The organism is Nonomuraea sp. NPDC049269 (assembly GCF_043197155.1).
In the GTDB taxonomy this organism is placed as follows: Bacteria; Actinomycetota; Actinomycetes; order Streptosporangiales; family Streptosporangiaceae; genus Nonomuraea.
On sequence record NZ_JBICSO010000012.1, the window covers coordinates 109,353 to 128,862 of the forward strand.

Annotated in this window: 19 protein-coding genes; 11 read left to right on the forward strand and 8 right to left on the reverse strand. The window is 69.3% G+C overall.

From position 1 onward, the window contains the following. Positions 1-92 precede the first annotated feature (92 nt). The 4 genes from ACGFNP_RS52655 to ACGFNP_RS52670 all read left to right on the forward strand — a co-directional run bounded on the left by ACGFNP_RS52655 (position 93) and on the right by ACGFNP_RS52670 (position 5,425). Complete coding sequence (locus ACGFNP_RS52655) at positions 93-620, forward strand: hypothetical protein (RefSeq protein ID WP_393331414.1); 528 nt, start codon at positions 93-95, stop codon at positions 618-620. A gap of 374 nt (positions 621-994) precedes the next feature. Beyond that, the gene (locus tag ACGFNP_RS52660) at positions 995-2,593 is read left to right on the forward strand and encodes a phospholipase A2 (protein ID WP_358321103.1); all 1,599 of its coding nucleotides are present in this window, start codon (positions 995-997) and stop codon (positions 2,591-2,593) included. A gap of 205 nt (positions 2,594-2,798) precedes the next feature. Next, positions 2,799-4,820 (forward strand): S8 family serine peptidase, encoded by a 2,022-nt coding sequence (locus ACGFNP_RS52665; protein ID WP_358321106.1) that lies wholly within the window; start codon positions 2,799-2,801, stop codon positions 4,818-4,820. Between the two features lie 125 nt (positions 4,821-4,945). Next, positions 4,946-5,425 carry a GNAT family N-acetyltransferase gene (locus tag ACGFNP_RS52670; RefSeq protein WP_393331417.1) on the forward strand — a complete coding sequence of 160 codons (480 nt, stop codon included), beginning with the start codon at positions 4,946-4,948 and terminating at the stop codon, positions 5,423-5,425. Between the two features lie 21 nt (positions 5,426-5,446). Here the strand turns inward: ACGFNP_RS52670 and ACGFNP_RS52675 are convergent, their stop codons facing one another. Beyond that, positions 5,447-6,343, reverse strand: coding sequence for an alpha/beta hydrolase (locus ACGFNP_RS52675; protein ID WP_393331420.1), 897 nt, complete (start codon positions 6,341-6,343; stop codon positions 5,447-5,449). Here ACGFNP_RS52675 and ACGFNP_RS52680 point away from each other — a divergent pair. Continuing rightward, positions 6,342-7,472, forward strand: coding sequence for a PucR family transcriptional regulator (locus ACGFNP_RS52680; protein ID WP_393331424.1), 1,131 nt, complete (start codon positions 6,342-6,344; stop codon positions 7,470-7,472). The two genes, ACGFNP_RS52675 and ACGFNP_RS52680, sit on opposite strands and share 2 nt — an antisense overlap. 36 nt (positions 7,473-7,508) lie before the next feature. Here the strand turns inward: ACGFNP_RS52680 and ACGFNP_RS52685 are convergent, their stop codons facing one another. Both ACGFNP_RS52685 and ACGFNP_RS52690 read right to left on the reverse strand, forming a co-directional pair. After that, entirely contained in the window at positions 7,509-8,537 is a 1,029-nt protein-coding gene (locus ACGFNP_RS52685; RefSeq protein WP_393331427.1) for an alcohol dehydrogenase catalytic domain-containing protein, read from the reverse strand. Positions 8,538-8,695: 158 nt separating this feature from the next. Continuing rightward, positions 8,696-9,589 (reverse strand): MBL fold metallo-hydrolase, encoded by an 894-nt coding sequence (locus tag ACGFNP_RS52690; RefSeq protein WP_393331428.1) that lies wholly within the window; start codon positions 9,587-9,589, stop codon positions 8,696-8,698. A gap of 79 nt (positions 9,590-9,668) precedes the next feature. Between ACGFNP_RS52690 and ACGFNP_RS52695 the strand changes: the two genes are divergently transcribed. Then, positions 9,669-10,535, forward strand: coding sequence for a LysR substrate-binding domain-containing protein (locus ACGFNP_RS52695; RefSeq protein ID WP_393331431.1), 867 nt, complete (start codon positions 9,669-9,671; stop codon positions 10,533-10,535). A gap of 6 nt (positions 10,536-10,541) precedes the next feature. Here ACGFNP_RS52695 and ACGFNP_RS52700 read toward each other — a convergent pair whose 3' ends face one another. After that, on the reverse strand, positions 10,542-10,997 hold the full coding sequence (locus ACGFNP_RS52700) for a nitroreductase/quinone reductase family protein (protein WP_358321126.1): 456 nt from the start codon (positions 10,995-10,997) through the stop codon (positions 10,542-10,544). A 33-nt stretch (positions 10,998-11,030) separates the two neighbouring features. Then, the gene (locus ACGFNP_RS52705) at positions 11,031-12,101 is read right to left on the reverse strand and encodes an alkene reductase (RefSeq protein ID WP_393331434.1); all 1,071 of its coding nucleotides are present in this window, start codon (positions 12,099-12,101) and stop codon (positions 11,031-11,033) included. A gap of 163 nt (positions 12,102-12,264) precedes the next feature. On the opposite strand from ACGFNP_RS52705, the gene ACGFNP_RS52710 reads away from it, so the two are divergent. Continuing rightward, complete coding sequence (locus tag ACGFNP_RS52710; RefSeq protein ID WP_393331437.1) at positions 12,265-12,759, forward strand: MarR family winged helix-turn-helix transcriptional regulator; 495 nt, start codon at positions 12,265-12,267, stop codon at positions 12,757-12,759. 15 nt (positions 12,760-12,774) lie between these two features. On the opposite strand, the gene ACGFNP_RS52715 is transcribed toward ACGFNP_RS52710, so the two are convergent. Then, positions 12,775-13,521, reverse strand: a complete 747-nt coding sequence (locus ACGFNP_RS52715) for a TetR/AcrR family transcriptional regulator (protein WP_358321133.1) — start codon at positions 13,519-13,521, stop codon at positions 12,775-12,777. 55 nt (positions 13,522-13,576) lie between these two features. Between ACGFNP_RS52715 and ACGFNP_RS52720 the strand changes: the two genes are divergently transcribed. The 3 genes from ACGFNP_RS52720 to ACGFNP_RS52730 all read left to right on the forward strand — a co-directional run bounded on the left by ACGFNP_RS52720 (position 13,577) and on the right by ACGFNP_RS52730 (position 16,808). Further along, a complete protein-coding gene (locus ACGFNP_RS52720; RefSeq protein WP_393331439.1) occupies positions 13,577-14,779 on the forward strand; it encodes an FAD-dependent monooxygenase in 1,203 nt (400 codons plus the stop codon). A 66-nt stretch (positions 14,780-14,845) separates the two neighbouring features. Further along, on the forward strand, positions 14,846-16,054 hold the full coding sequence (locus tag ACGFNP_RS52725; RefSeq protein WP_393331442.1) for an FAD-dependent monooxygenase: 1,209 nt from the start codon (positions 14,846-14,848) through the stop codon (positions 16,052-16,054). Between the two features lie 34 nt (positions 16,055-16,088). Then, positions 16,089-16,808, forward strand: a complete 720-nt coding sequence (locus ACGFNP_RS52730) for a TetR/AcrR family transcriptional regulator (RefSeq protein WP_393331444.1) — start codon at positions 16,089-16,091, stop codon at positions 16,806-16,808. On the opposite strand, the gene ACGFNP_RS52735 is transcribed toward ACGFNP_RS52730, so the two are convergent. Beyond that, the gene (locus tag ACGFNP_RS52735; protein ID WP_393331447.1) at positions 16,777-17,676 is read right to left on the reverse strand and encodes a LysR family transcriptional regulator; all 900 of its coding nucleotides are present in this window, start codon (positions 17,674-17,676) and stop codon (positions 16,777-16,779) included. The two genes, ACGFNP_RS52730 and ACGFNP_RS52735, sit on opposite strands and share 32 nt — an antisense overlap. 150 nt (positions 17,677-17,826) lie before the next feature. Between ACGFNP_RS52735 and ACGFNP_RS52740 the strand changes: the two genes are divergently transcribed. Further along, positions 17,827-18,798: a nitrilase family protein gene (locus ACGFNP_RS52740; protein WP_393331450.1), complete on the forward strand. Its 972-nt coding sequence runs from the start codon at positions 17,827-17,829 to the stop codon at positions 18,796-18,798. A 43-nt stretch (positions 18,799-18,841) separates the two neighbouring features. Here ACGFNP_RS52740 and ACGFNP_RS52745 read toward each other — a convergent pair whose 3' ends face one another. Beyond that, entirely contained in the window at positions 18,842-19,474 is a 633-nt protein-coding gene (locus tag ACGFNP_RS52745; RefSeq protein ID WP_393331453.1) for a TetR/AcrR family transcriptional regulator, read from the reverse strand. Positions 19,475-19,510 lie beyond the last annotated feature (36 nt).

The following is a 19,510-nucleotide window of genomic DNA, read 5'->3' on the forward strand; positions in this document are numbered from 1 at the left end:
GATGGAATGAAGTCCCCGGCCTCGGCACCCTTTCGTGATCAACACGACCGGGGTTGACGACGCGGAGCGTGGTCGCCGTAGGATCGCCGCCCATGATCACGACTATCGCGCTCAGCGCTTCTCTCGCTCTGAGCGGTTCGCCCGCTCATGTCGCCACCAAGCCGGTCATGTTCCAGGGGTTCACCCTCCAGGTCCCCGCCCAGTGGAAGGTCAAGAAGGAGGGGGTCGATCTGCGCGTCGTCACCGGCGCCTGCTCCGCTCGGGCCGCCGAGTGCGAGGGCTTCCTGCTGGGCGGCCCCCAGGCGGTCAAGTACGCCTCCGAGGGCAGCGCGTACCGGCTTGGCCGGCCCTACCATCCCAGCAGCGGCGTGATCGAGTGCGTGCCGATGAAGAAGTACTACAGCGGGCAGGCCACCCGCGTAAGGACCTCGACGGTGGCGTTCGGGACCGGGCAGCGGGCGCGGTTCACCGAGTGGAAGGTGTCCTGCGACGGCAGCAGGACGAAGGTCGCCTCCTACACCCAGCGCGTCTGGTACGTGAAGGCCAAGAAGGTGATCGTCGTCGACCACTGGAAGACGCCGGGCCTGGGCGCCATCCTCGGCAAGGCCGTGTGGAAGTAGCCGGCACCCTTGAGCGGCGGGCGCGAACGGCTGCGGTCAGCAGACCCGCGCCCGCCGCGTTTCCCACGGTCTCGCATTTTGTGAATGGCCGAATAAGCCCTCACACATGCCCCCGAGGTCATTATTATCGAAGCCTCCACACCGTCGCCATAAATTCACCATAAACTCGCCATACAACCCCTCGACCTGCGTGAACGCATAAATAAATCACCCCCGGGGACATGGCCGCACAGGCGATTCGAACCTCGTTCCAATGGAGCTCTTGTCAAAACGATTTACCAACACTTACTCTCCAGGTGATCAAATCACTTACTGTCTTTACCTGGAGGCACCACTTGCGCCGATTAGCGCTTCCTGTCGCCCTCACGGCGTCAATGCTCTTCCCCTTCCTCGCCCCTGAGGTCGCCGTCGCCGCCTCCGCCGCCACGGCCGCCACCGTGACCGCGGATCCGCCGCTGGCCAACGTTCAGGAGATCGGCCCCGGCCAGTACTCCGCCGACACCAAAACCTTCCAGCTCACCGAACTGGACGTGTCCGCCGGCGCGATCAGCCGCAAGCATGGTGTGGCTATGACCACCGGCGACCTGGCCCGGCCGCAGTCGGCCCCGGCCACCCGCCCCGAATTGGGGGTCTTCGGGCCGGGCTGGCAGGCCGAGTTCGCCGGTGGGCAGATCAACCGGAAACTGGAGAGCCAGAACGGCACGTTCGTCGTCACTGACCTCGAGGAAGGGACGTCGACCAGCTACCCCCTGAAGAGCAGCGTCTCCTTCCCCGACGGCGGCGGCGTCCAGACGTACGAGGCCACCGACGGATCCAAGATCACCCAAACCACCAAGTGGGACGCGCTCATCGGAGTGATGCGCACCACGACAGTCGAGTCGTTCACGACAGATTTGGGTCCCGTGGACGAGGGCAAGGAGCCCTTGACCAACCCCGACGGCACGCCCGTCAGCGCCGCCGACCTCCAGTTCACCTACACCTGGTCACGGGAGTCCGGGGCGCCGAGCGCCGACCCCTGGCGGGTGATCAGCGTGGGCACCGCCGCCCTCGGCAAGTCCACGGTCGCCTACGACGCCCAGGGCCGGGTCAGCACCGTCAAGGAACCGGCGCGCGGCGAGAACCCTGCGTCCGTCACCAAGTTCACCTACGCCGCGACCACCACGGCCGCCGGCACCTCCCTCGGCGACTTCGCGGGCCGGCTCAAGGAAGTCACCGTCACCTCCGGAACCGAGGCGCCGCAGACCGAGGCCAGCTACGCCTACGACCTGAACGGCCTCCTGCGCAACGTGACCGACCCCAGCGTCGGCGCCACCCAGGGGACCTATGCCTACGACTCGGTGGGACGCCTGTCATCGATCGAGTCCGCCATCAACGGCGCATGGCAGCTCACTTTCCCGGCGGGCGTCGCCGCTCCCCAGGTGACCGCCATCGGCACCGACACGCCGGCCAACGGCGGGACGACCGAGGGCGCGGCCGGGAGCGAGGACCCGAACGCCACCGAGCCGCCGGCCAGCGACTTCCTGCCGGACGGCGTGGACGTTGCGCAGTCCTACCCGAAGAAGTGTGACACGGCCAAGACCTGGATGTGGTACACGAAGTCGGGCTGCTCGGCCTGGGCATACCACGGCGGCAAATGGCGGCAGCCGGGCTGGAAGCGTACCGCCAGCGGCTTCAAGGTCCGGGGCATCGTCTACGACCACTGCACGAAGCCGGGAGCGGACCGCCCCCTCGGGTTCGACTTCCGACCGGCCTGTGACTCCCATGACTACGGGTATGGCCTGATGACCAACCAGAGGATGCACTACAGGTACTATCTCGACCGCACGTGGTTCCGAAAGGCCGACGTGGACACCCGCTTCTTCATCACCTTGAAGGACAAGGTGTGCGGGGGCTACTTCTTCCTGGTGCGGCCCAGCTGCAAGAGGATCGCGGCAGTCTATTACGCGGCCGTCCTTACTTTCGGTAGGCCCTAAGAACGGCGCGAGCAGAACGTAAACCTGCGCTGTGACCTTTCCTCGGGGGACCTTCCTTAGGGACCTTTCCTCGGGAACCCTTCCTCAGGCCGGATGGCGGCATCGGCCGCCGTCCGGCCACCCCTCATGCCGGTGTCGTTTCCCTGCACCTCCTTTATGTAAGGCGCGGTACGTCATGAAATTACGAGTCTTAAACTGTCTCATCGTGGCGCTGGCGGCCACGGCGATCGGGACCGGGCCGGCCTACGCGGCGGAGGCCCCTTCAACGGCTTCTACAGCGACTCCCACAGCCGCCGCTTCGGCCGCTCCCTATATCGAGCCTCAGCTGAGCGCGCGGGTGGCCGCCACCGGCAAGATCAGAGTGAACGTGCTCAGCAAAACCCGCGCCGACATGCCGGACGCGGCCGCAAGCGGCCAGGTCGTCCGGCAACTGTCCCGCTTCCCCCTGACCACCCTGCACGTCGACCAGGCCGGCCTGGACCGGCTGTCCAAGCTGCCCAGCGTGATCAGCGTGAGCGAGGACAAACTGGCGCGGCCGTCACTGGCCGAGAGCATCCCGCTGATCGGCGCGGACAAGACCAGGGCCGCGGGCAAGACGGGCGCCGGCAGCGTGGTGGCCGTGCTGGACACCGGCGTCGCGGTCAACCACCCCTTCCTCAAAGACCGGGTGCTGGAGGAGGCCTGCTTCTCCACCATCGACGACAACTACTCCGCCACCAGCCTGTGTCCCGACGGCACCATCGCGCAGGAAGGGCCCGGCTCCGCCGACACCGACCAGGGCCCATGCGCCGTCGTCGCGCTGGGCTGCGCCCACGGCACGCACGTGGCCGGCATCGCGGTTGGTGACGGCACGGGCGTGACCGGCGCCCCGCCTGCCGGAGTCGCGCCCGGCGCCGAGGTCGTCGCCATCCAGGTGTTCACCAAGTTCAGCTCCGAAAGCGTGTGCGGGGCGGGCGCCGCCCCGTGCGTGGCCAGCTTCACCAGCGACCAGATCGCCGGCCTGGAGAAAGTGCTGGAACTGAAGGACGAAGGCGTGCCGCTGGTGGCCGCCAACCTCAGCCTGGGCGAAGGCCTGCACAGCGCCGCCTGCGACGACGACCTGCGCAAGAAGGTCATCGACAGCCTGCGCGCCGCCGGCGTGGCCACCGTGATCGCGGCCGGCAACAACGGCTACGGCGCCGCCGTGGCCGCCCCCGCCTGCGTGTCCTCGGCCATCACCGTCGGCGCCACCACCGACCAGGACGGCGTGGCCGCCTTCAGCAACCGTGGCGCGCTGCTGGACCTGTTCGCCCCCGGCGTGTCCATCGTCTCCTCAGTCCCCGGCGGCAAGTGGGCCGACATGAGCGGCACCTCGATGGCCGCCCCGCACGTCACCGGCGCCCTGGCCGTACTGCGCCAGGCCATGCCCGATGCCACGCTGGACCAGCTCGAAACTGCCTTGAAGACCACCGGCAAAGCCATCACCTACAGCGGCGTGACCACCCCCCGCATCCAGGTCGACGCCGCCGTACTGGGCAAGTCCCCCGACCCCGGCGCCTGGCCCACCCCGTACTACGAGAACATGAAGGACACCGCGATCCCCGACCACGGCACGGTGACCTCCTCCATCGCGGTCGCCGGCCTGCTCGGCACCGCGCCCGCCACCACCGAGGTGTACGTCGACATCCACCACACCTGGCGTGGCGAACTGAAGATCGACCTGATCGCGCCGGACGGCAAGGTCTACCCGCTGCAGGCCAACGACCCCAACGACAGCGCCGACATCCTGCACGAGACCTACCAGGTCAACGCCAGCGCGTCCCAGGCCAACGGCACCTGGAAACTCCGCGTGCAGGACGTCGAATGGCTCGACACCGGCTTCATCGACGGCTGGTCGCTCCGGCTGCCCTGCTTCGGCAACTGGGACGACACCGCCATCCCCGATCCCGGCGTCGCCCAATCCAGCATCGTCCTGGCCTGGCTCAACGGCAACGCCCCCACCCGCACCCATGTCCACGTCGAGATCGACCACACCTGGCGCGGTGACCTGAAGCTCGACCTGGTCGCGCCGGACGGCAAGGTGTACGCGCTACGTGCCGCCGATGCCAAGGACGGCACCGACAACATCGACGAGAGCTACTGGGTGAACGCCAGCGCCTCACCATCCAACGGCACCTGGAAACTCCGCGCGGAAGATCTCGCCAAGGGCGACAAGGGCTTCATCAACGGATGGACCCTGACGCTGTAGTGGCACCTGCTTGGACGGCTGCTCGCACGCCTGTCGCGGGCAGCCGTTCTCGGGTCCCTGCGGACTCGACCGCCGTGACGACGCCCGATTTGTGCCCTAAAGCGGGCCATTGAGATACTCCGCCCATGGAGACAAGCACGAGGACGGGCCGTCCCGTGGAATGGGCGCTGCGTTCCGCGGAGCCCGCGGATCTCGAGGCGATCGTGGAGCTGCGAGCGACGGTGATGCGCCCGGACCTGGAGCGGTTGGGACGGTTCGACGAGTATCGGGTCCGGCAGCGGCTGCGGGATGCCTTCTCTCCTCAGCACACCTCGGTCATCGTGGCCGACGGCGCCTTCGCGGGCTCCGTCGCAGTGCGCCCGGCCGAGGACGGGCGGTGGCTGGAACATTTCTATCTCGATCCCGGCCTCCAGGGCCGGGGGCTCGGATCGGCTGTCCTGCGGACGCTGCTGAAGCGGACCGATGCCGACGACGTGCTCGTCCGCCTGAACGTCCTGCAGGGCAGCGCCGCCCGGCGGCTGTACGAGCGACACGGGTTCACCGTGGAGGCGCAGGACCCGGTCGACGTCTTCATGGTGCGACGGCCGGGTGCGGGCACCCCATGAGGTAGATCGGCCGCTACGACCTCAGTCGGCCAGGCCACGGCGCAGGGCGGCGGCGAGTTCGGCCAGTTGCCGCTGTGACACGTCAGCGGACAGGATCGCCTGCGACCCGTGGAAGGTGCCGGGCCACTGGTGCAGATCGACCGACACACCGGCCTGCAGCAGGCGCAGCGCGTAGCCCATGTCCTCGTCGCGGTTCGGGTCGAACTCCGCGGTGGCGATGTAGGCGGGTGGCAGGCCGGACAGGTCGGTGGCCCGTGCCGGGGCGGCGTACTGCGAGGCCACGGCGGTGCCCAGGTAGTAGCGCCACGATGCGGTGACCACATCGCGATTTATCCAGGGCGTGTCGGTGAAGTTCCGTGCCGACCAGGTCTCCTGCCGGTCGTCGAGCTCGGGCTCGTTGAGCAACTGGAAGCGGATCGGCGGCCCCTGCTCATCGCGCGCCCGCAGCGCCACCGCGGCCGCGAGCCCCCCGCCGGCGCTGTGGCCGCCGACCGCGATCCGCCCGGCGTCGATGCCGAGCTCGGCGGCGTGCTCGGCCGCCCAGGACACCACGGCGTAGACGTCGTCCAGCGCGGCCGGGAACCGATGCTCGGGAGCCAGCCGGTAGCCCACCGAGATCACCACCGCACCGGAGGCATCCGCGAGCCGGGCGGCCCAAAGGTGCTCGGTGTCCAGGTCACCCATGACGAATCCGCCACCGTGCAGCCAGACGACGGCGCCCTGGGCCTGGCGCGGGCGATAGATCCGCACCGCCACGTCCGGATCGGCGGGCACCATCCGGTCCTCGACCTCCAGGTCCGCGAGGTCCGCTGCCGGCCTCGCGGCGGCCGCCTTGGCGTAGTTCGCGCGGGCGGCGACCGGGTCGGCCAGCTCGACCCGGGGGATCAACGGGAGGAACGCTTCAAGTTCGGGATTCATGTCGACCATTCTCACGGTCGCCATTCCCGAGATCACCCGCCATCCGTCGGACATCCCCGCCTGGCCGCGCACCGATCGGCGCTATCCTCCTGCTATGGAGGCACTGGCCGAACGGCTGTCGCACCTGGACGCGCAGGCCGAAGGCGCGATTCGCGTCGTCCAGTTCTACGACACGCTGATGCGCCGCCGGGTGGACCTCCCCGCGCTCGCCCGGGCTTCGGCGGTCCTCGCCGAGTGCGTGGCCGGGTTGCGGCTCCACGGCACGGGCCGGGCGATCCGCATGGCGCCCGACGGCAGAAACGCCTCCACCCCGCCTGCTCCCGCGTCCACCACGATGCCGATCACCCTCGACGAGGAGGAGATCGGCACGGTATGGCTGGAGCGCCCCGGCCCACCCGTCCCCCTCGACGAACTGCTCCTGGACCGGCTCGCCATCGCCGCCGCGGCCGCCGCCGAGAAGTACGGTCCGGCCCGCACCACCATGGCCGACCCCGCGCTCGTCGAACTCGCGATCAGCACCGACAGCGACGACGCCGCCACCGCCCGGGCACTACGCCTGCTGGGGTTCGCCGCCGACCTGCCCATCCACGTCCTCGCCGTACGCTCACAGCTTCCCCTCGACCAGATCGCCGGCCGGCTCTGCCCCACCCGCCCGGTGAAAGCGGCGCCACTCGCCGACGCGGGCGTCATCCTGGCCACCACCATCGACCCGGCCCGGCTCCCATCGGGCGTACGGGCGGGCATCGGCGCCACCGACAGCCCCAGCCGATCCTGGCAGCAAGCCCGCGCCGCCCTCCGCTTCACCACCGCACGCCAGCCGGTCATCCACTACGACGACCTGGGCGCCCTGACACTCCTGACCGAGATACCCCCCGACACCGCCCGGCACAACACCGACGTGACCGCCATCGCCCGCATGGCCGACAACCCGGAAGACCTGGAGACACTGGACGCCTACTGCGCCACCGGCTCCCTGCGTCAGGCCGCCGACCTCCTCCACCTGCACCACAGCAGCGTCGCCCGCCGCATCGAGCAACTCGCGAAGACCCTGCGCATCGACCTCACCGAACCCACCGGACTGACCCGCGCCAGACTCGCCCTCACCACATGGCGGCTCCTCAACAACTGAGAACCGGCCGAGTCCGGCGGCTGTGGTGCCCCACGATCAGTTGCCGGTGGTCAGGACCATGCGGAAGCGGGCCTGGCCGGAGAGCATCTTCTGGAACGCCGCACCGGCTTCCTCCAACGGAACCTCCTCGGTCCACGCCCGAACACCGCTCTGGGCAGCGAACCGCATGGTGTCCTGGATGTCGACTGCGTTGCCGGAAGCATGCCCGTACACCCGCTTGGCCCCGCCCACGAGCTGCAGGGCCGTGATGTCCAGCGGCTCCATGGCGACGCCGACGACGATGAGCTCACCGCGGCGCCCCAGCCCATCGACCGTCGCGGACATCGCCGCGGCGTTGGTCACCGTCGCCAGCACCACCTTGGCTCCCCCGCGGGCCTGCAGCGCGTCGGCCGGCTTCTCGATGGCGCTGTCGATGTAGTGAGACGCGCCGAGCTTGTGAGCCAGCGGCGCCTTTTCCGGACCGCGAGCCATCGCGACGGTGTCGAAGCCCATCTTCGAAGCGAACTGAACGCCCAGGTGCCCCAGACCACCCAGGCCAAGGACCGCGACGGTGTCGCCTGAACGCGCGGAGCTGCGGCGCAGCGCGTTGTACACGGTAACGCCGGCGCAGGCCAGGGGCGCGGCTTCCACCGCCGTCACCCCGTCCGGGATCGCGGCCAGGGCGACGGCCGGCACCACGACGGCATCGGCGAACCCTCCGGCGTACGCGGCCCCCGGCACCTGGATCTCGGGGCAGAGGACTCCGTCTCCTTCCCTGCAAGCGTCGCAGTGGCCGCAACTGCCGCCGTACCAGCCGACCGCGACCCGATCACCCACGGCCCAGCCGGTGACGTTGTCGCCGATCGCGTCGATGCGTCCGGCGATCTCGTGCCCCGGCGTGACGGGAAAGGTGGTGCCCGGAAGGTGTCCGGCGATGATCATCGCGTCGGAGTGACACACCCCGGACGCCTCGACGGTGACCCGCACCTGCCCTGGCCCCGGTTCCGGAGTATCGACCTGAACCAGCGACATGTCCCCGCCAGGCTGGGCGACCTGCATGGAACGGTGCATTGCGGAAGAAGACATGGCCGTCTCCTTTTCTTACGGAAAGCAGCCGCCTTACGGAGCGGCCTCTACCAGTCCACCATTTCACCTCGTTCATTCACTTCCTGTCGGACCCCCTGTCAAGCCCTGCGGGTCTGCTCGACCTCAGGAGAGGAAGACCAACAAGCGATGCGCCGGGGTCAGGCGTGCTCCGCGCAGAAGCAGCCCACGCCCTTTTCGATCCACTCCTGGCCGGCCCACTCCGGGTGCCGTGCGACCATCAGCGCCTTGACCTCCTCGACGATCGTCTCCTGGGTCATCGCCGAGTCGCGCCGTACCCAGGTCTCATCGCGCAGCAGCTCGAGATAGTCACGGACATCGACCAGCAACTGCCGGCCGGAGATGTCACCGTGGCCGGGCACCACCACGGTCGGATCGCTCGCGACCAGGCCGCGCATCACCTCGATCCAGCGCAGCCCCGAGACGTCGGTGTCGTACGGCGGGAACCACGGGAAGATCGAGAACTGTCCGGCGTCGACCAGATCACCCGTGAACAGCACGCCCGCATCGGGCACGGTCACCACCTGGTCGCCCTTGCTGTGGGCGCGGCCGGTGGCACGCAGTCGCACGACCCGGCCGCCCAGGTCGAGCTCGTACGCGCCGTCGTAGACCGCGTCCGGCGTGACCAGCTCGACGTCTTCCAGTTGCCGCGCGATCGGCGCGCCCAGGCCGCGGAACATCTCGAGGTAGCCCGGCCCCTTTCCGGCCAGGTCCGCTGCCTGCGCGCCGTTGACGAGGTACGTCGCCTCGCCCGCGAAGGCCTGCGCGCCGAACGCGTGCTCAGGGTGGAAATGCGTCGTGGTCAGGTAGAGCTTGCGGCCCTTGGCGTATTCGGTCGCGAAGGCGAGCACCGTCTCGCCGTTGCGCGGGCCCATGCCGGTCTCGACGACCAGCACGGAGTGGTCGCCGCCGATGACGCCGATGTTGGGCACGAGCCCGACCCGGCGGTTCGGGATCACCACCAGGTCGCGGGCGAGTTCCCGGACCTGGGTGATCTCGACGATCGGCTCGTGGATGAGTGGTTCGGAAGACATGCTCCGACCCTGCCGCCGGTGCGTGCCCGGCGTCCAACACCGATCCCGCAAGCCCGATACCGTCCTGGTATCTTCGCTGATGATGGAGCTCCGCCTGCTGCGCTACTTCGTGGCCATCGCCGAGGAACGGCACTTCGGGCGGGCCGCCGCCCGGCTGCACATGACGCAGCCGCCGCTGAGCCGGGCCATCAAGCAGCTGGAGACCGACCTGGGCGTCGTGCTGCTGCACCGTTCGGCCACCGGTGTCGAGCCCACTCCCGCCGGCGACGCGCTGTACATCGAGGCGCGTACGCTGCTGGAACACGCCGAGCAGGCACGCGCGCGAGTGACGGCGGCCGCCGGCGCCGTGACGCTCACCATCGGCACGCTCGCCGACAGCGCCGAAGAGGCCGGCACGCGCCTGGCCGCGACCTTCCGCAGCCGCCATCCCGAGGTCTCGATCCGGATCCGTGAGGCGGACTTCACCGACCCCACCACGGGACTGCGCAACGGCCTGGCCGACGTGGCGCTGACCCGATTGCCCTTCGACGACACCGGCATCAGCACGCGGGTGTTGCGTACCGATCCGATCGGGGTCGTCCTGCGCGCGGACGACCCGCTGGCCGGCCGCGACACCGTGTGCCTGGCCGAGCTCGTCGACCGTCCCTGGTTCCAGCTGCCAGAAGGCACCGACCCGATCTGGCGCGCCTACTGGAACGGGGCGACGCCCGTCGGCGAGCGGCCGGCCGGCCCGGTGGTCCGCACCGTCAACGAATGCATGCAGGCCGTCCTCTGGAACGGTACGGTCGGCATCGCACCGCTCATCCACACCCTGCCCGAGGGGCTGACCTGGGCGCCCCTGACCGACATGCCCCCGAGCCGCCTCGTCGTCGCCTGGGCGACCGAGCACGAGAGCCCCCTGGTCCGCTCGTTCGCCCACATCGCCGTCAGTACGTACCGGTCGTAGCTCGGGTCAGGCGGGGGTCAAGCGGATGATCGGCAGCTCCCGGTCGGTCTTTTCCTGGTATTGCGCGAAGCGGGGTGCGGCGGTGGTGATCTGCTGCCAGGCCTGTTCGCGTTCGGCGCCGGCGAGTTGTTCGGAGGTGACGGGGACGGTACGGCCGTCGACCTCGATGGTGACCTTGTCGGGGTGGGCGGCGAGGTTGTAGTACCAGCCGGGGTTACCGGTGGCACCCATGGCGGAGGCGACGACGAGATAGCTGCCGTCGGGGCCGGGGAACCAGCCGACGGGGTTGGCGCGTTCGGCACCGCTCTTGGCGCCCACCGTCTTGAGGACCAGGGCGTTGAACCCCATCATCTGGCCCTTGCCCTTGCGGATGCGGCGGGCCGCGAACTTGTTGAACAGCCGGAACAGCGGCCCCGAGGGCTGGCGGGTGCCGTGGGTGCCCTTGCCGGTGCTGAAGCTCATATGTCCTCCACTCTCAGATACATGTCCGGACAATTAGCCGAGGGTTGGGTAATCGGTGTAGCCACGGTGGTCGCCGCCGAAGGATGTGCCGCGGTCGGGGGCGTTGTACGGGCCCCCGGCGGCCAGGCGGGCGGGCAGGTCGGGGTTGGCCAGGAACAGCGCCCCGAAGGAGATGAGGTCGACGGTACCGTCCTCGATGAGGCCGAGGGCGTCGGGGCCGGTGGGCTCCATCCCGGTGAAGGGATTGAGGATGAAGGCGCCGGGCCAATCCGCGCGCAGCCGCAGCACCAGCTCCCGGACGCCAGGGGCTTCCATGAGGTGCAGGTAGGCGAGGCCGAGCGGGGCGAGTTCCGCCGCCAGGGCGCCGTAGGTCTCCTCCAGGTCTTCCTCGGTGATGTCGTTGTAGGGGTTGCCCGGAGACAGGCGGATACCGGTCCGATCGGCGCCGATGGCGTCGGCGACCGCCGCGGCGACCTCGACCGCGAACCTGATCCTGTTGGCCGGGGTGCCGCCCCAGTCGTCAGTGCGCTGGTTGGCGCCGGAGGCGAGGAACTGGTGGACCAGATAGCCGTTGGCGCCGTGGATCTCCACGCCGTCGAAGCCGGCGTCGATCGCGTTGCGGGCGGCGGTGGCGAAGTCCCCGATCGTCTCGGCGATGTCCTCCTGCGACAGCTCCTTCGGCGTCATGAAGTCCTTCGGTCCCTCATGCGTGTAGACCTGGCCGGCCGCGGCGATCGGGGACGGCCCGACCGGGTACATCCCCTCGGGCAGGAAGTCGGTGTGCCCGACCCGGCCGGTGTGCATGAGCTGCGCGAAGATCACACCGCCCTGGGCGTGGACGGCGTCGGTGACCTTCCGCCAGGCCGCCACCTGCTGCGGCGAGTGCAGACCGGGAGTGTCGGGGTAGCCCTGGCCGATCACCGACGGCTGGGTGCCCTCGGTGATGATCAGCCCCGCCGCCGCGCGCTGGCCGTAGTAGGTCGCCATCAGCTCGGTTGGGGAGGCGCCGGGGCCATAGGCGCGGCTGCGCGTCATCGGCGCCATCACGATGCGGTTGGCCAGACGGGTGCCGCCGAGCTCGTAGGGGTCGAATGCCGAAGTCATGATCACGTTCCTTGTCCTCACATACGGCAGCTCAGCCGCCGCGATTGACTGTCCGAACAAGTAATCACGGTAGTTCATTCCGCGGGCTGCTCCGCTCGGAGCGTGGGAGTGGGGCTAGACTTGTACTTGTTCGAGCACCTATCAGCGATTGCGAGGAACCCGCGTGGGCAGACCGAAGGATTACGGCGAGACCGCGGATGTCGCGCGTACGCCGTTGCCCGTCTCGGCCCAGGCAGGGGCGATGAACCACGCGATCGTCCGCGTCGCACGCCTGCACCGCATGCTCGCCGCCCAGCTCCTGCGCCGCGTCGGCCTGCACCCCGCCCAGGAACTGGTGATGATGCAGCTGTGGGACCACGGTCCCCAGCGTCAGGTCGACCTGGTCCGGATGCTCGGCTCCGACGCCGCCACCATGACCCGCACCATCCAGCGCCTGGAGCACGCCGGGTTCGTCCGCCGCAAGCCCAGCCCCACCGACAAACGCGCCACCATCATCGAGGCCACCCCCGCCAGCCAGGCCGTACACCGGCAGATCGACGGCATCTGGGCCGAGCTCGAAACCGCCACCACCGCCGGCCTCACCCCCGACCAGCAGGCCGAAGCCCTCAAAGTCCTCCAGCAGATCGAGGACAGCCTCGCCCGTGCCGTCTCCGGCTGAGATCGCGGCGGTCGATCACTCGGCCCCGTCGAGGCGCGACCTGATCAGGACCTCCACTCCGTCCAGGATCCGGTCCAGGCCGAACGCGTAGTCGAAATGCCGCTCCTCCTCAGGAGTGCCCGCCGGATAGTCGAACGCCCCCGCGTCGACCGCCTGGCGCAGCGCGGGAAAGCGCCGCTCGTCGGCCAGCGAGCCGAGCAGCGTGCTGTAGGCGGCGATCGACTCCCCTGAGGCGGCCTGGCCGAGATCCGCGGTCAGCCGCGCGGTGGTGAGCATGTAGTTGGCCACCAGCAGCACCACACCGGCCTTGTCGCTCTCGCTGAGCCCGGTGCCGCGCAGCACGGCCAGCGCCCGGTCGGTCCACGCGAGCTGGTTGGGCGTGACGGGCGGCCCGGTGACGGGCAGGTGGACGATCCACGTGTGGGCGCGCAGCATCTCCCACTGCGCGCGGCACCAGCGCGCCAAGCCCGGCCTCCAGCCCTCACAGGGCCGGTCCAGCTCGGCGGGCACGGCGGCGACCGAGTCCAGCATCAGCAACAGCAACTCGTTCTTGCTCTTGACGTGCCGGTAGAGCGACATCGTGGTGAACCCCAGCCGCTCGGCGACCCTGGCCATCGACACCGCTTCCAGACCGCCCGCGTCCGCCAGATCCACCGCCGCCCCCGCGATGCGGCCGAGGCTCAGCCCGGTCCTGGGCTCGGGCGCGGGCCGGTGGAGCCGTTCCCAGAGCAGGTCGAGCCCGGCCGGCAGCTTGTCGTTCATCGTCTCCCGCTTTCCTGCTCGCGCTTGTCCCAAGTGTATGTCATACACTCGGTGTATGACATACACAGCACTGATCGCGGGCGGCGGAATCGCGGGTACGGCGGCGGCGATCGCCCTGCGCAAGGCGGGGATCGACGCGGTGGTCCACGAGGCGTACGACAGGACCGCGGACAACGTGGGCGCGTTCCTCACACTGGCGGTGAACGCGCTCGACGCCTTACAGGCGATCGACCTCGACACCGGCAAGGTCGGCTTCGACACCCCGCGCATCACGATCACCAGCGGTTCCGGCCGGCGGCTCGGCGAGCTCCCCTACGGGACGGGCGTACCGGGCGGCCTGGTCAGCCGTACCGTCAAGCGCGCCGACCTGTACCGGTTCCTGCGCGAGCAGGCCGTCAGCCGAGGGGTGCGCATCGAGTACGGCAAGCGGCTCGTGGACGCGAGGAGCACCGGCGGCGGGGTGGCTGCGCGGTTCGCCGACGGGAGCGTGGCCGAGGCGGACCTGCTGATAGGCGCCGACGGCCTGCGCTCACGCACGCGCGAGATCATCGACCCGGCGGCCCCTGGCGCGCGGTACGCCGGGCTGCTCAACACCGGCGGTTACGCCCGCGCCGTCCCCGCCGCCGGGGAGCCCGGCATGATGCACGCCATCTTCGGCAAGCGCTGCTTCTTCGCCTACACCGTGCACCCGGACGGCGAGGTGTGGTGGGCGGCGAACCCGGCGCAGGCCACCGAGCTCACCCCCGCCGACGTGGCGGCGATCACACCGGCGCAGTGGCGGACCCGGCTCAGCGAGCTGTTCAGGCGCGACCACGGGCCCGCGCTCGACATCATCGCGGCGACCGATGAGATATTCGCGGGCTGGAACACCTACGACGTCCCCACGGTGCCAGTCTGGCACCGCGACCAGATGATCATCATCGGCGACGCGGCCCACGCCACCGCCCCATCGATCGGGCAGGGCGCGGCCATGGCCATCGAGGACGCCGTCGTCCTGGCCACATGCCTGCGCGACGGCCCCGACACCGAGTCCGCGTTCACCGACTACGAGCGGGCGCGGCGCGGACGCGTCGAGCGGGTCGTCGAGCAGGGCAACCGTACCGGCGGCTGGAAGGCGCTGAGCCCGCTGGCCAGGGTGCCGCGCGACGTGATCATGGGCCTGGCCATGAGACATATGGCCAGGACCGGCAACGACCCGAGCCGCTGGATCTACGAACATCACCTCACCTGGGACGAACCCGCTAGGAGCTCAAACTGACCAATTGAACCCATTTGGTCAGTTCGTCGGCTAGGGTGGTGGTGACTCGACAGGAGGGGAGTTGCCATGAAGGACGCAGTCGGCCGTAGCCGAGCGCTGGTGGTCGGGCTCGGGATCGCGGGCATCACCACCGCGCTACGGCTACGGCAGGTCGGCTGGGAGCCGGTGCTGGTGGAGCGGGCCCCGGCCCGCCGCTCAGGCGGGTACTTCATCATGCTGTTCGGCACCGGTGCCGCCTCCGCGCGCCGGCTGGGCGTGCTGGAGGCGATCGGCGACCGTACCCCGGGGCCCGCCCCGTACGAGGTGAACCGGGCCGGACGCCGCAGCGTCGGCATGAGCCTGGCCAACCTGCCCGGCAAACCCCGGGTGGTGCTGCGTGGCGACATCGAGCAGGCGCTGTTCTCCGCGCTGCCGGCCGATGTGGAGATCCGCTATTCCACCGTGCCCACCCGCATCGTCCAGGACGACTCCGCGGCGGAGGTCACCCTGCACGACACCGCCGCCGACACCACCGTCACCGAGCGCTTCGACCTGGTGGTGGGCGCCGACGGAATGCGGTCAACCGTGCGCGGGCTGGCCTTCGGCCCCGAGGATCGCCTGAGTCCGCTGAACTACATGATCGGCGCCACCGTCCTGGACAAGCCGATCGAGGGCCTCGACCAGGAGCAGGGCCTGATCTTGGCCGAGGCCGGACGTTCGGCATGGATCTTCCCCTTCTCCGACCACGCTCCTGGCCTGCTGTTCTCCTACCGCACCGACGACGTCGACGACGAGTTCGCCCGCCCCCCGATCGAGTCCATCCGCGCCGCCTTCGGCCCGCAGCCCCCCGGGCCCCTGCTGGAGAGGTTGCTCACCGCGTTCGAGCACACTCCGGAGGTCCTGTTCGACTCGGTGAATCAGGTCAAGATGCCGCGCTGGCATCAGGGGCGGGTCGTGCTGGTCGGCGACGCCGCCTGGTGCGTCACCCTGTACGCGGGCATGGGCGCCTCCAGCGCCATGGCCGGAGGCGAGCTGCTGGGCACCATGCTGCAGCGCCACGGCGACCTGCCAGCCGCGCTGCACGCGTGGGAGGCGCGGATGCGGCCGTTCATCCAGACCGAGCAGGACACCGCGCTGATCATGCGCAGGATCTTCACCCCCCACGACCGCAAGGAGCAGCTCCTGCGCGCCGCGATGCTGCGCCTGATGCGCGCCCCGGTCATCGGGCCGGCGATGGGCAGAATAATGAACGGCGCAGACATGCAGAACAAACAGTTCGACGTCGCCGCCGTTTGACGCGCCCCGAGCACGAAAGAACAGGACAGCCCAGGTGAGCCAGCTGATCGAACACCACTCACGCAAAGCCGCCCGCATCCTGGACAGCGCACGGGAACTGGTGCTCGACCATGGTGCCCACAAGGTCACCGTCAGCGAGATCGCCCGCGCGGCCGGGGTCGGCAAGGGCACCGTCTACCTGTACTGGCCCGCCAAGGAGGACCTCATCCTCGGACTGTTCGCCCGCGAACTGCTGACCTTCCTGGATGAGATCATCGCCCGCATCACCGCCGACCCCGCCACCGTGCTGCCGCGCCGCCTGGCCCCGCTGCTGATCCGCACCGGCCTGCGGCTCCCCCTGGCAAGCCGCGTGCAGAGCGGCGACGCCGACCTGCTGCGGCTGCTCACCCAGCAGGCCGGCGACCGCGAACTGTTCGCCCGCACCACACCGAGCGCCATGTGCGAGACGGTCATGCCGATCCATCACCGCCACGGACTGATCCCCCGAGACCGTCCGTTGCCCGAACTGACCTACGCCACACACGCCGTGCTCACCGGGTTCGGTGTCGCACTGTCCGACCCGGCCACCGCCGAGTTCGGTGTCGGCGACCCTGACCAGGTCCTCGCCGACACCGTGGCCCGGCTGCTCGAACCCCCCGTCGCCCCCAGCGAGCAGGCCATCGCCGCAGCCGCCGAGGAGATCCTCGTCGTCCTGCGCCAAGTCCGGGAGGCGGTACTGGAGCTCATCGAGCGGAGTCAGATCCTCCAGCAGTGAGCTCGCGCACGACGGCAAGGAAGTTGGCCGTGACCGGCCTCATGTGGGCGCGATCCCACACGGCGCCCACCTGCCATCTCGCGGGAGGCAGTTCCATGGGCACTATGGTGACGGCGGGGGACGCGATCTTGGCGGCGCTGGCCGGCACGATGGCGATGCCGACGCCCGAGGCCACCAGGGCCACGACCGTCTGAAGATCGTGAGCTTCCTGAAGGATGTGCGGCCTCAGGTCGTAGGCCTTGAGGAAGCCGTCGAGCTGGGCCGCCAGTCCTGGGCCCTTCGCCGCCGCGAGCCGGATGAGCGGGTGGTCGTCCAGCCATGACACGACGCTCTCGTCACCCGGAGGCGCGGGCCCTTCGTCGCAGGACACGGCGACGGCGAGCGTGTCCGTGCTCAGGGCGATGCTCCCCAGGTCGTCGTCCACAGGCAGCCTGACAAAACCGACCTGCAGCCTGCCCGCCCTTATGAGGTCCACCTGGGTGGCGGTGGACATGTCGTCGAGGGTGATTTCGACGTGCGGGTAGCGGCGGCGGAACGCCGCCACGGCGCGCGGGGCCAGGTCGATGGTGGACATTCCGAAGCCGACGCTCAACAAGCCCGATTCGCCGAGTGCCGTCTGGCGGGCCCGGCGGGCCAGGAGGTCCGCGCGGCGCACGAGGTCCTGGGCATCGGGGAGAAACAGCTGGCCGAGGGGGGTCAGGGTGGCCCCGTGCCGTCCCCGGTCGAACAGCGGGCCGCCTACCTCGGCCTCCAGAGCCTGGATCTGCTTGGTCAGAGCAGGCTGCGTGACAGCGAGCGCCTGCGCCGCCCGGCCGAACGCACCCACCCTGGCCGTCTCGATGAACGCACGCAGCAGCCGGATTTCCATTCCCGCAGTCTATGGAACCCGTCGAAAGTTTCATTGGACCGGCCCACCTCCTGTCGGGTGTGATGGAGCCCATCGATTCCAGTCCAAGGAGAACCATTGTCACCATCGACCGGCGATAAAGAGCGGACGAATATCCTGAGATGCGCTTCGGTGCAGTTCGAGGCAAGGCCGGACGCCAAAGAACATAATTTGGCGAGAATAGCGCACTTCGTGCGCGAGGCCGCCGCGGACTCCGTACAGGTCATCGCCTTTCCGGAGATGTGCCTGCTCGGCTACTGGCATCTCCGCAATCATTCGGCCAAGAAACTGCACGAGCTCGCGGAGCCGATTTCCGGGCCATCGACGACCGCGGTACGTCGCCTCGCGATGGAGAACGGCATGGCCGTCGGTGTGGGATTCCTGGAGGTGGACGAGAACGGCCGCCTGTTCAACTCGTACGCGGTATGCCTTCCGGACGGGCACGTGCACCGCCATCGCAAGCTGCACGCGTTCGAGCACGAGGCCATATCCAGCGGCGCGGAGTACACCGTTTTCGACACTCCCTGGGGTGTTCGACTCGGGGTGCTCATCTGCTGGGACAACAATCTTGTGGAGAACGTGCGCGCCACCGCTCTCATGGGCGCCTCCGTACTTTTGGCTCCGCATCAAACCGGCGGGACGGCATCACGCAGTCCGCACTCGATGAAGCCGATCCCGTTGGAGTATTGGCAGGCCAGATATCGGGATCGGAAAACGATCGAAGAGCGGTTCCGCGGGCCCAGCGGACGCGAATGGCTGCTCCGCTGGTTGCCGGCGCGCGCCCACGACAACGGCCTCTGTGTCGTCTTCAGCAACGGCGTCGGGCGTGACGACGACGAGGTGCGTACCGGGAACGCCATGATTCTCGACCCCTATGGCCGGATCCTGGTCGAGACGACCTCCCCTGAGGACACCATGGTGGTCGCCGACCTCGACCTGGATCTCCTGCCGATGTCCACCGGGCGGCGCTGGATGATGGGGCGCAGGCCCGAGCTGTACGGCATTCTCACCGAGCGTTTCGGCGACGAACGCGACCCGCGCACCGCGCGTTTCTCCGACGAGCCCGCGCGGATCGACGTCTCACCCGTTCACGACACGCAGTAAGACGTGATGCGCTCACGGCTGTCGTGCCTGACGGCCGGGGGCGTCAGGCGGGTTCGAGTCCGATGAGCCGGGCGAGGACGGCGACCTGGTCGGCGAAGTGGGCGATGAAGTCGGGGGAACTCGGATCGGTGCCGCAGACGCCTTCGATGACGTGCGGCAGCGTGGTGGGCGCCATGGCGGCGGCCATCAGCATGATCAACAGGCAGGCAGGGTCCACTTCGGCCGGAAGGTGGCCGGCCGCTTGCAGTGCGCGCAACTGGTCGACGCTCTCCGCGAGCAGCCGGGCGCGGGGCGCGTGGTCGGGGTCGTTGTCCGGACCGGTGTATTCCAGGCCGCTCCAGGCGAGCAAGCGGGGCCCGTCCGGGTTGTGCGCCGCCTCCATCGCGTATCGGTGCAACTGCTCAGGCAGTGGCGTGCCCGGTGGCGCCAGCTCGCGCTGCCGCTGCTGCCACTGCTGCGACATGGCCTCGTACAGGCCCTCTTTGCCGTCGAAGTAGTAGGAGATCAGCTGCACGTTGACGCCCGCTCTGGCGGCGATCGCGCTGACCCGGGCGCCCGCGTAGCCGTGCGCGCCGAACTCGGCCGATGCCGCGTCCAGGATCAGCTTGCGGGTGCGTTCGGGATCGCGCTGCCGGTCCTGTGGTGTGGGCGACCTGCGAGGTTTCGACGGAGGCATGGAAGGGACTATACATACGCCTGATGTTATCAATCA

What these genes read in the sequence shown, in the direction of transcription:
- ACGFNP_RS52655 (WP_393331414.1), top strand. Translation starts at nt 93, where the DNA reads ATGATCACGACTATCGCGCTCAGCGCTTCTCTCGCTCTGAGCGGTTCG.
- ACGFNP_RS52735 (WP_393331447.1), bottom strand. Translation starts at nt 17,676, where the DNA reads ATGGAAATCCGGCTGCTGCGTGCGTTCATCGAGACGGCCAGGGTGGGT.
- ACGFNP_RS52685 (WP_393331427.1), bottom strand. Translation starts at nt 8,537, where the DNA reads ATGTCTTCTTCCGCAATGCACCGTTCCATGCAGGTCGCCCAGCCTGGC.
- ACGFNP_RS52725 (WP_393331442.1), top strand. Translation starts at nt 14,846, where the DNA reads ATGAAGGACGCAGTCGGCCGTAGCCGAGCGCTGGTGGTCGGGCTCGGG.
- ACGFNP_RS52695 (WP_393331431.1), top strand. Translation starts at nt 9,669, where the DNA reads ATGATGGAGCTCCGCCTGCTGCGCTACTTCGTGGCCATCGCCGAGGAA.
- ACGFNP_RS52720 (WP_393331439.1), top strand. Translation starts at nt 13,577, where the DNA reads ATGACATACACAGCACTGATCGCGGGCGGCGGAATCGCGGGTACGGCG.
- ACGFNP_RS52700 (WP_358321126.1), bottom strand. Translation starts at nt 10,997, where the DNA reads ATGAGCTTCAGCACCGGCAAGGGCACCCACGGCACCCGCCAGCCCTCG.
- ACGFNP_RS52660 (WP_358321103.1), top strand. Translation starts at nt 995, where the DNA reads ATGCTCTTCCCCTTCCTCGCCCCTGAGGTCGCCGTCGCCGCCTCCGCC.
- ACGFNP_RS52680 (WP_393331424.1), top strand. Translation starts at nt 6,342, where the DNA reads ATGTCGACCATTCTCACGGTCGCCATTCCCGAGATCACCCGCCATCCG.
- ACGFNP_RS52690 (WP_393331428.1), bottom strand. Translation starts at nt 9,589, where the DNA reads ATGTCTTCCGAACCACTCATCCACGAGCCGATCGTCGAGATCACCCAG.
- ACGFNP_RS52745 (WP_393331453.1), bottom strand. Translation starts at nt 19,474, where the DNA reads ATGCCTCCGTCGAAACCTCGCAGGTCGCCCACACCACAGGACCGGCAG.
- ACGFNP_RS52715 (WP_358321133.1), bottom strand. Translation starts at nt 13,521, where the DNA reads ATGAACGACAAGCTGCCGGCCGGGCTCGACCTGCTCTGGGAACGGCTC.
- ACGFNP_RS52670 (WP_393331417.1), top strand. Translation starts at nt 4,946, where the DNA reads ATGGAGACAAGCACGAGGACGGGCCGTCCCGTGGAATGGGCGCTGCGT.
- ACGFNP_RS52705 (WP_393331434.1), bottom strand. Translation starts at nt 12,101, where the DNA reads ATGACTTCGGCATTCGACCCCTACGAGCTCGGCGGCACCCGTCTGGCC.
- ACGFNP_RS52675 (WP_393331420.1), bottom strand. Translation starts at nt 6,343, where the DNA reads ATGAATCCCGAACTTGAAGCGTTCCTCCCGTTGATCCCCCGGGTCGAG.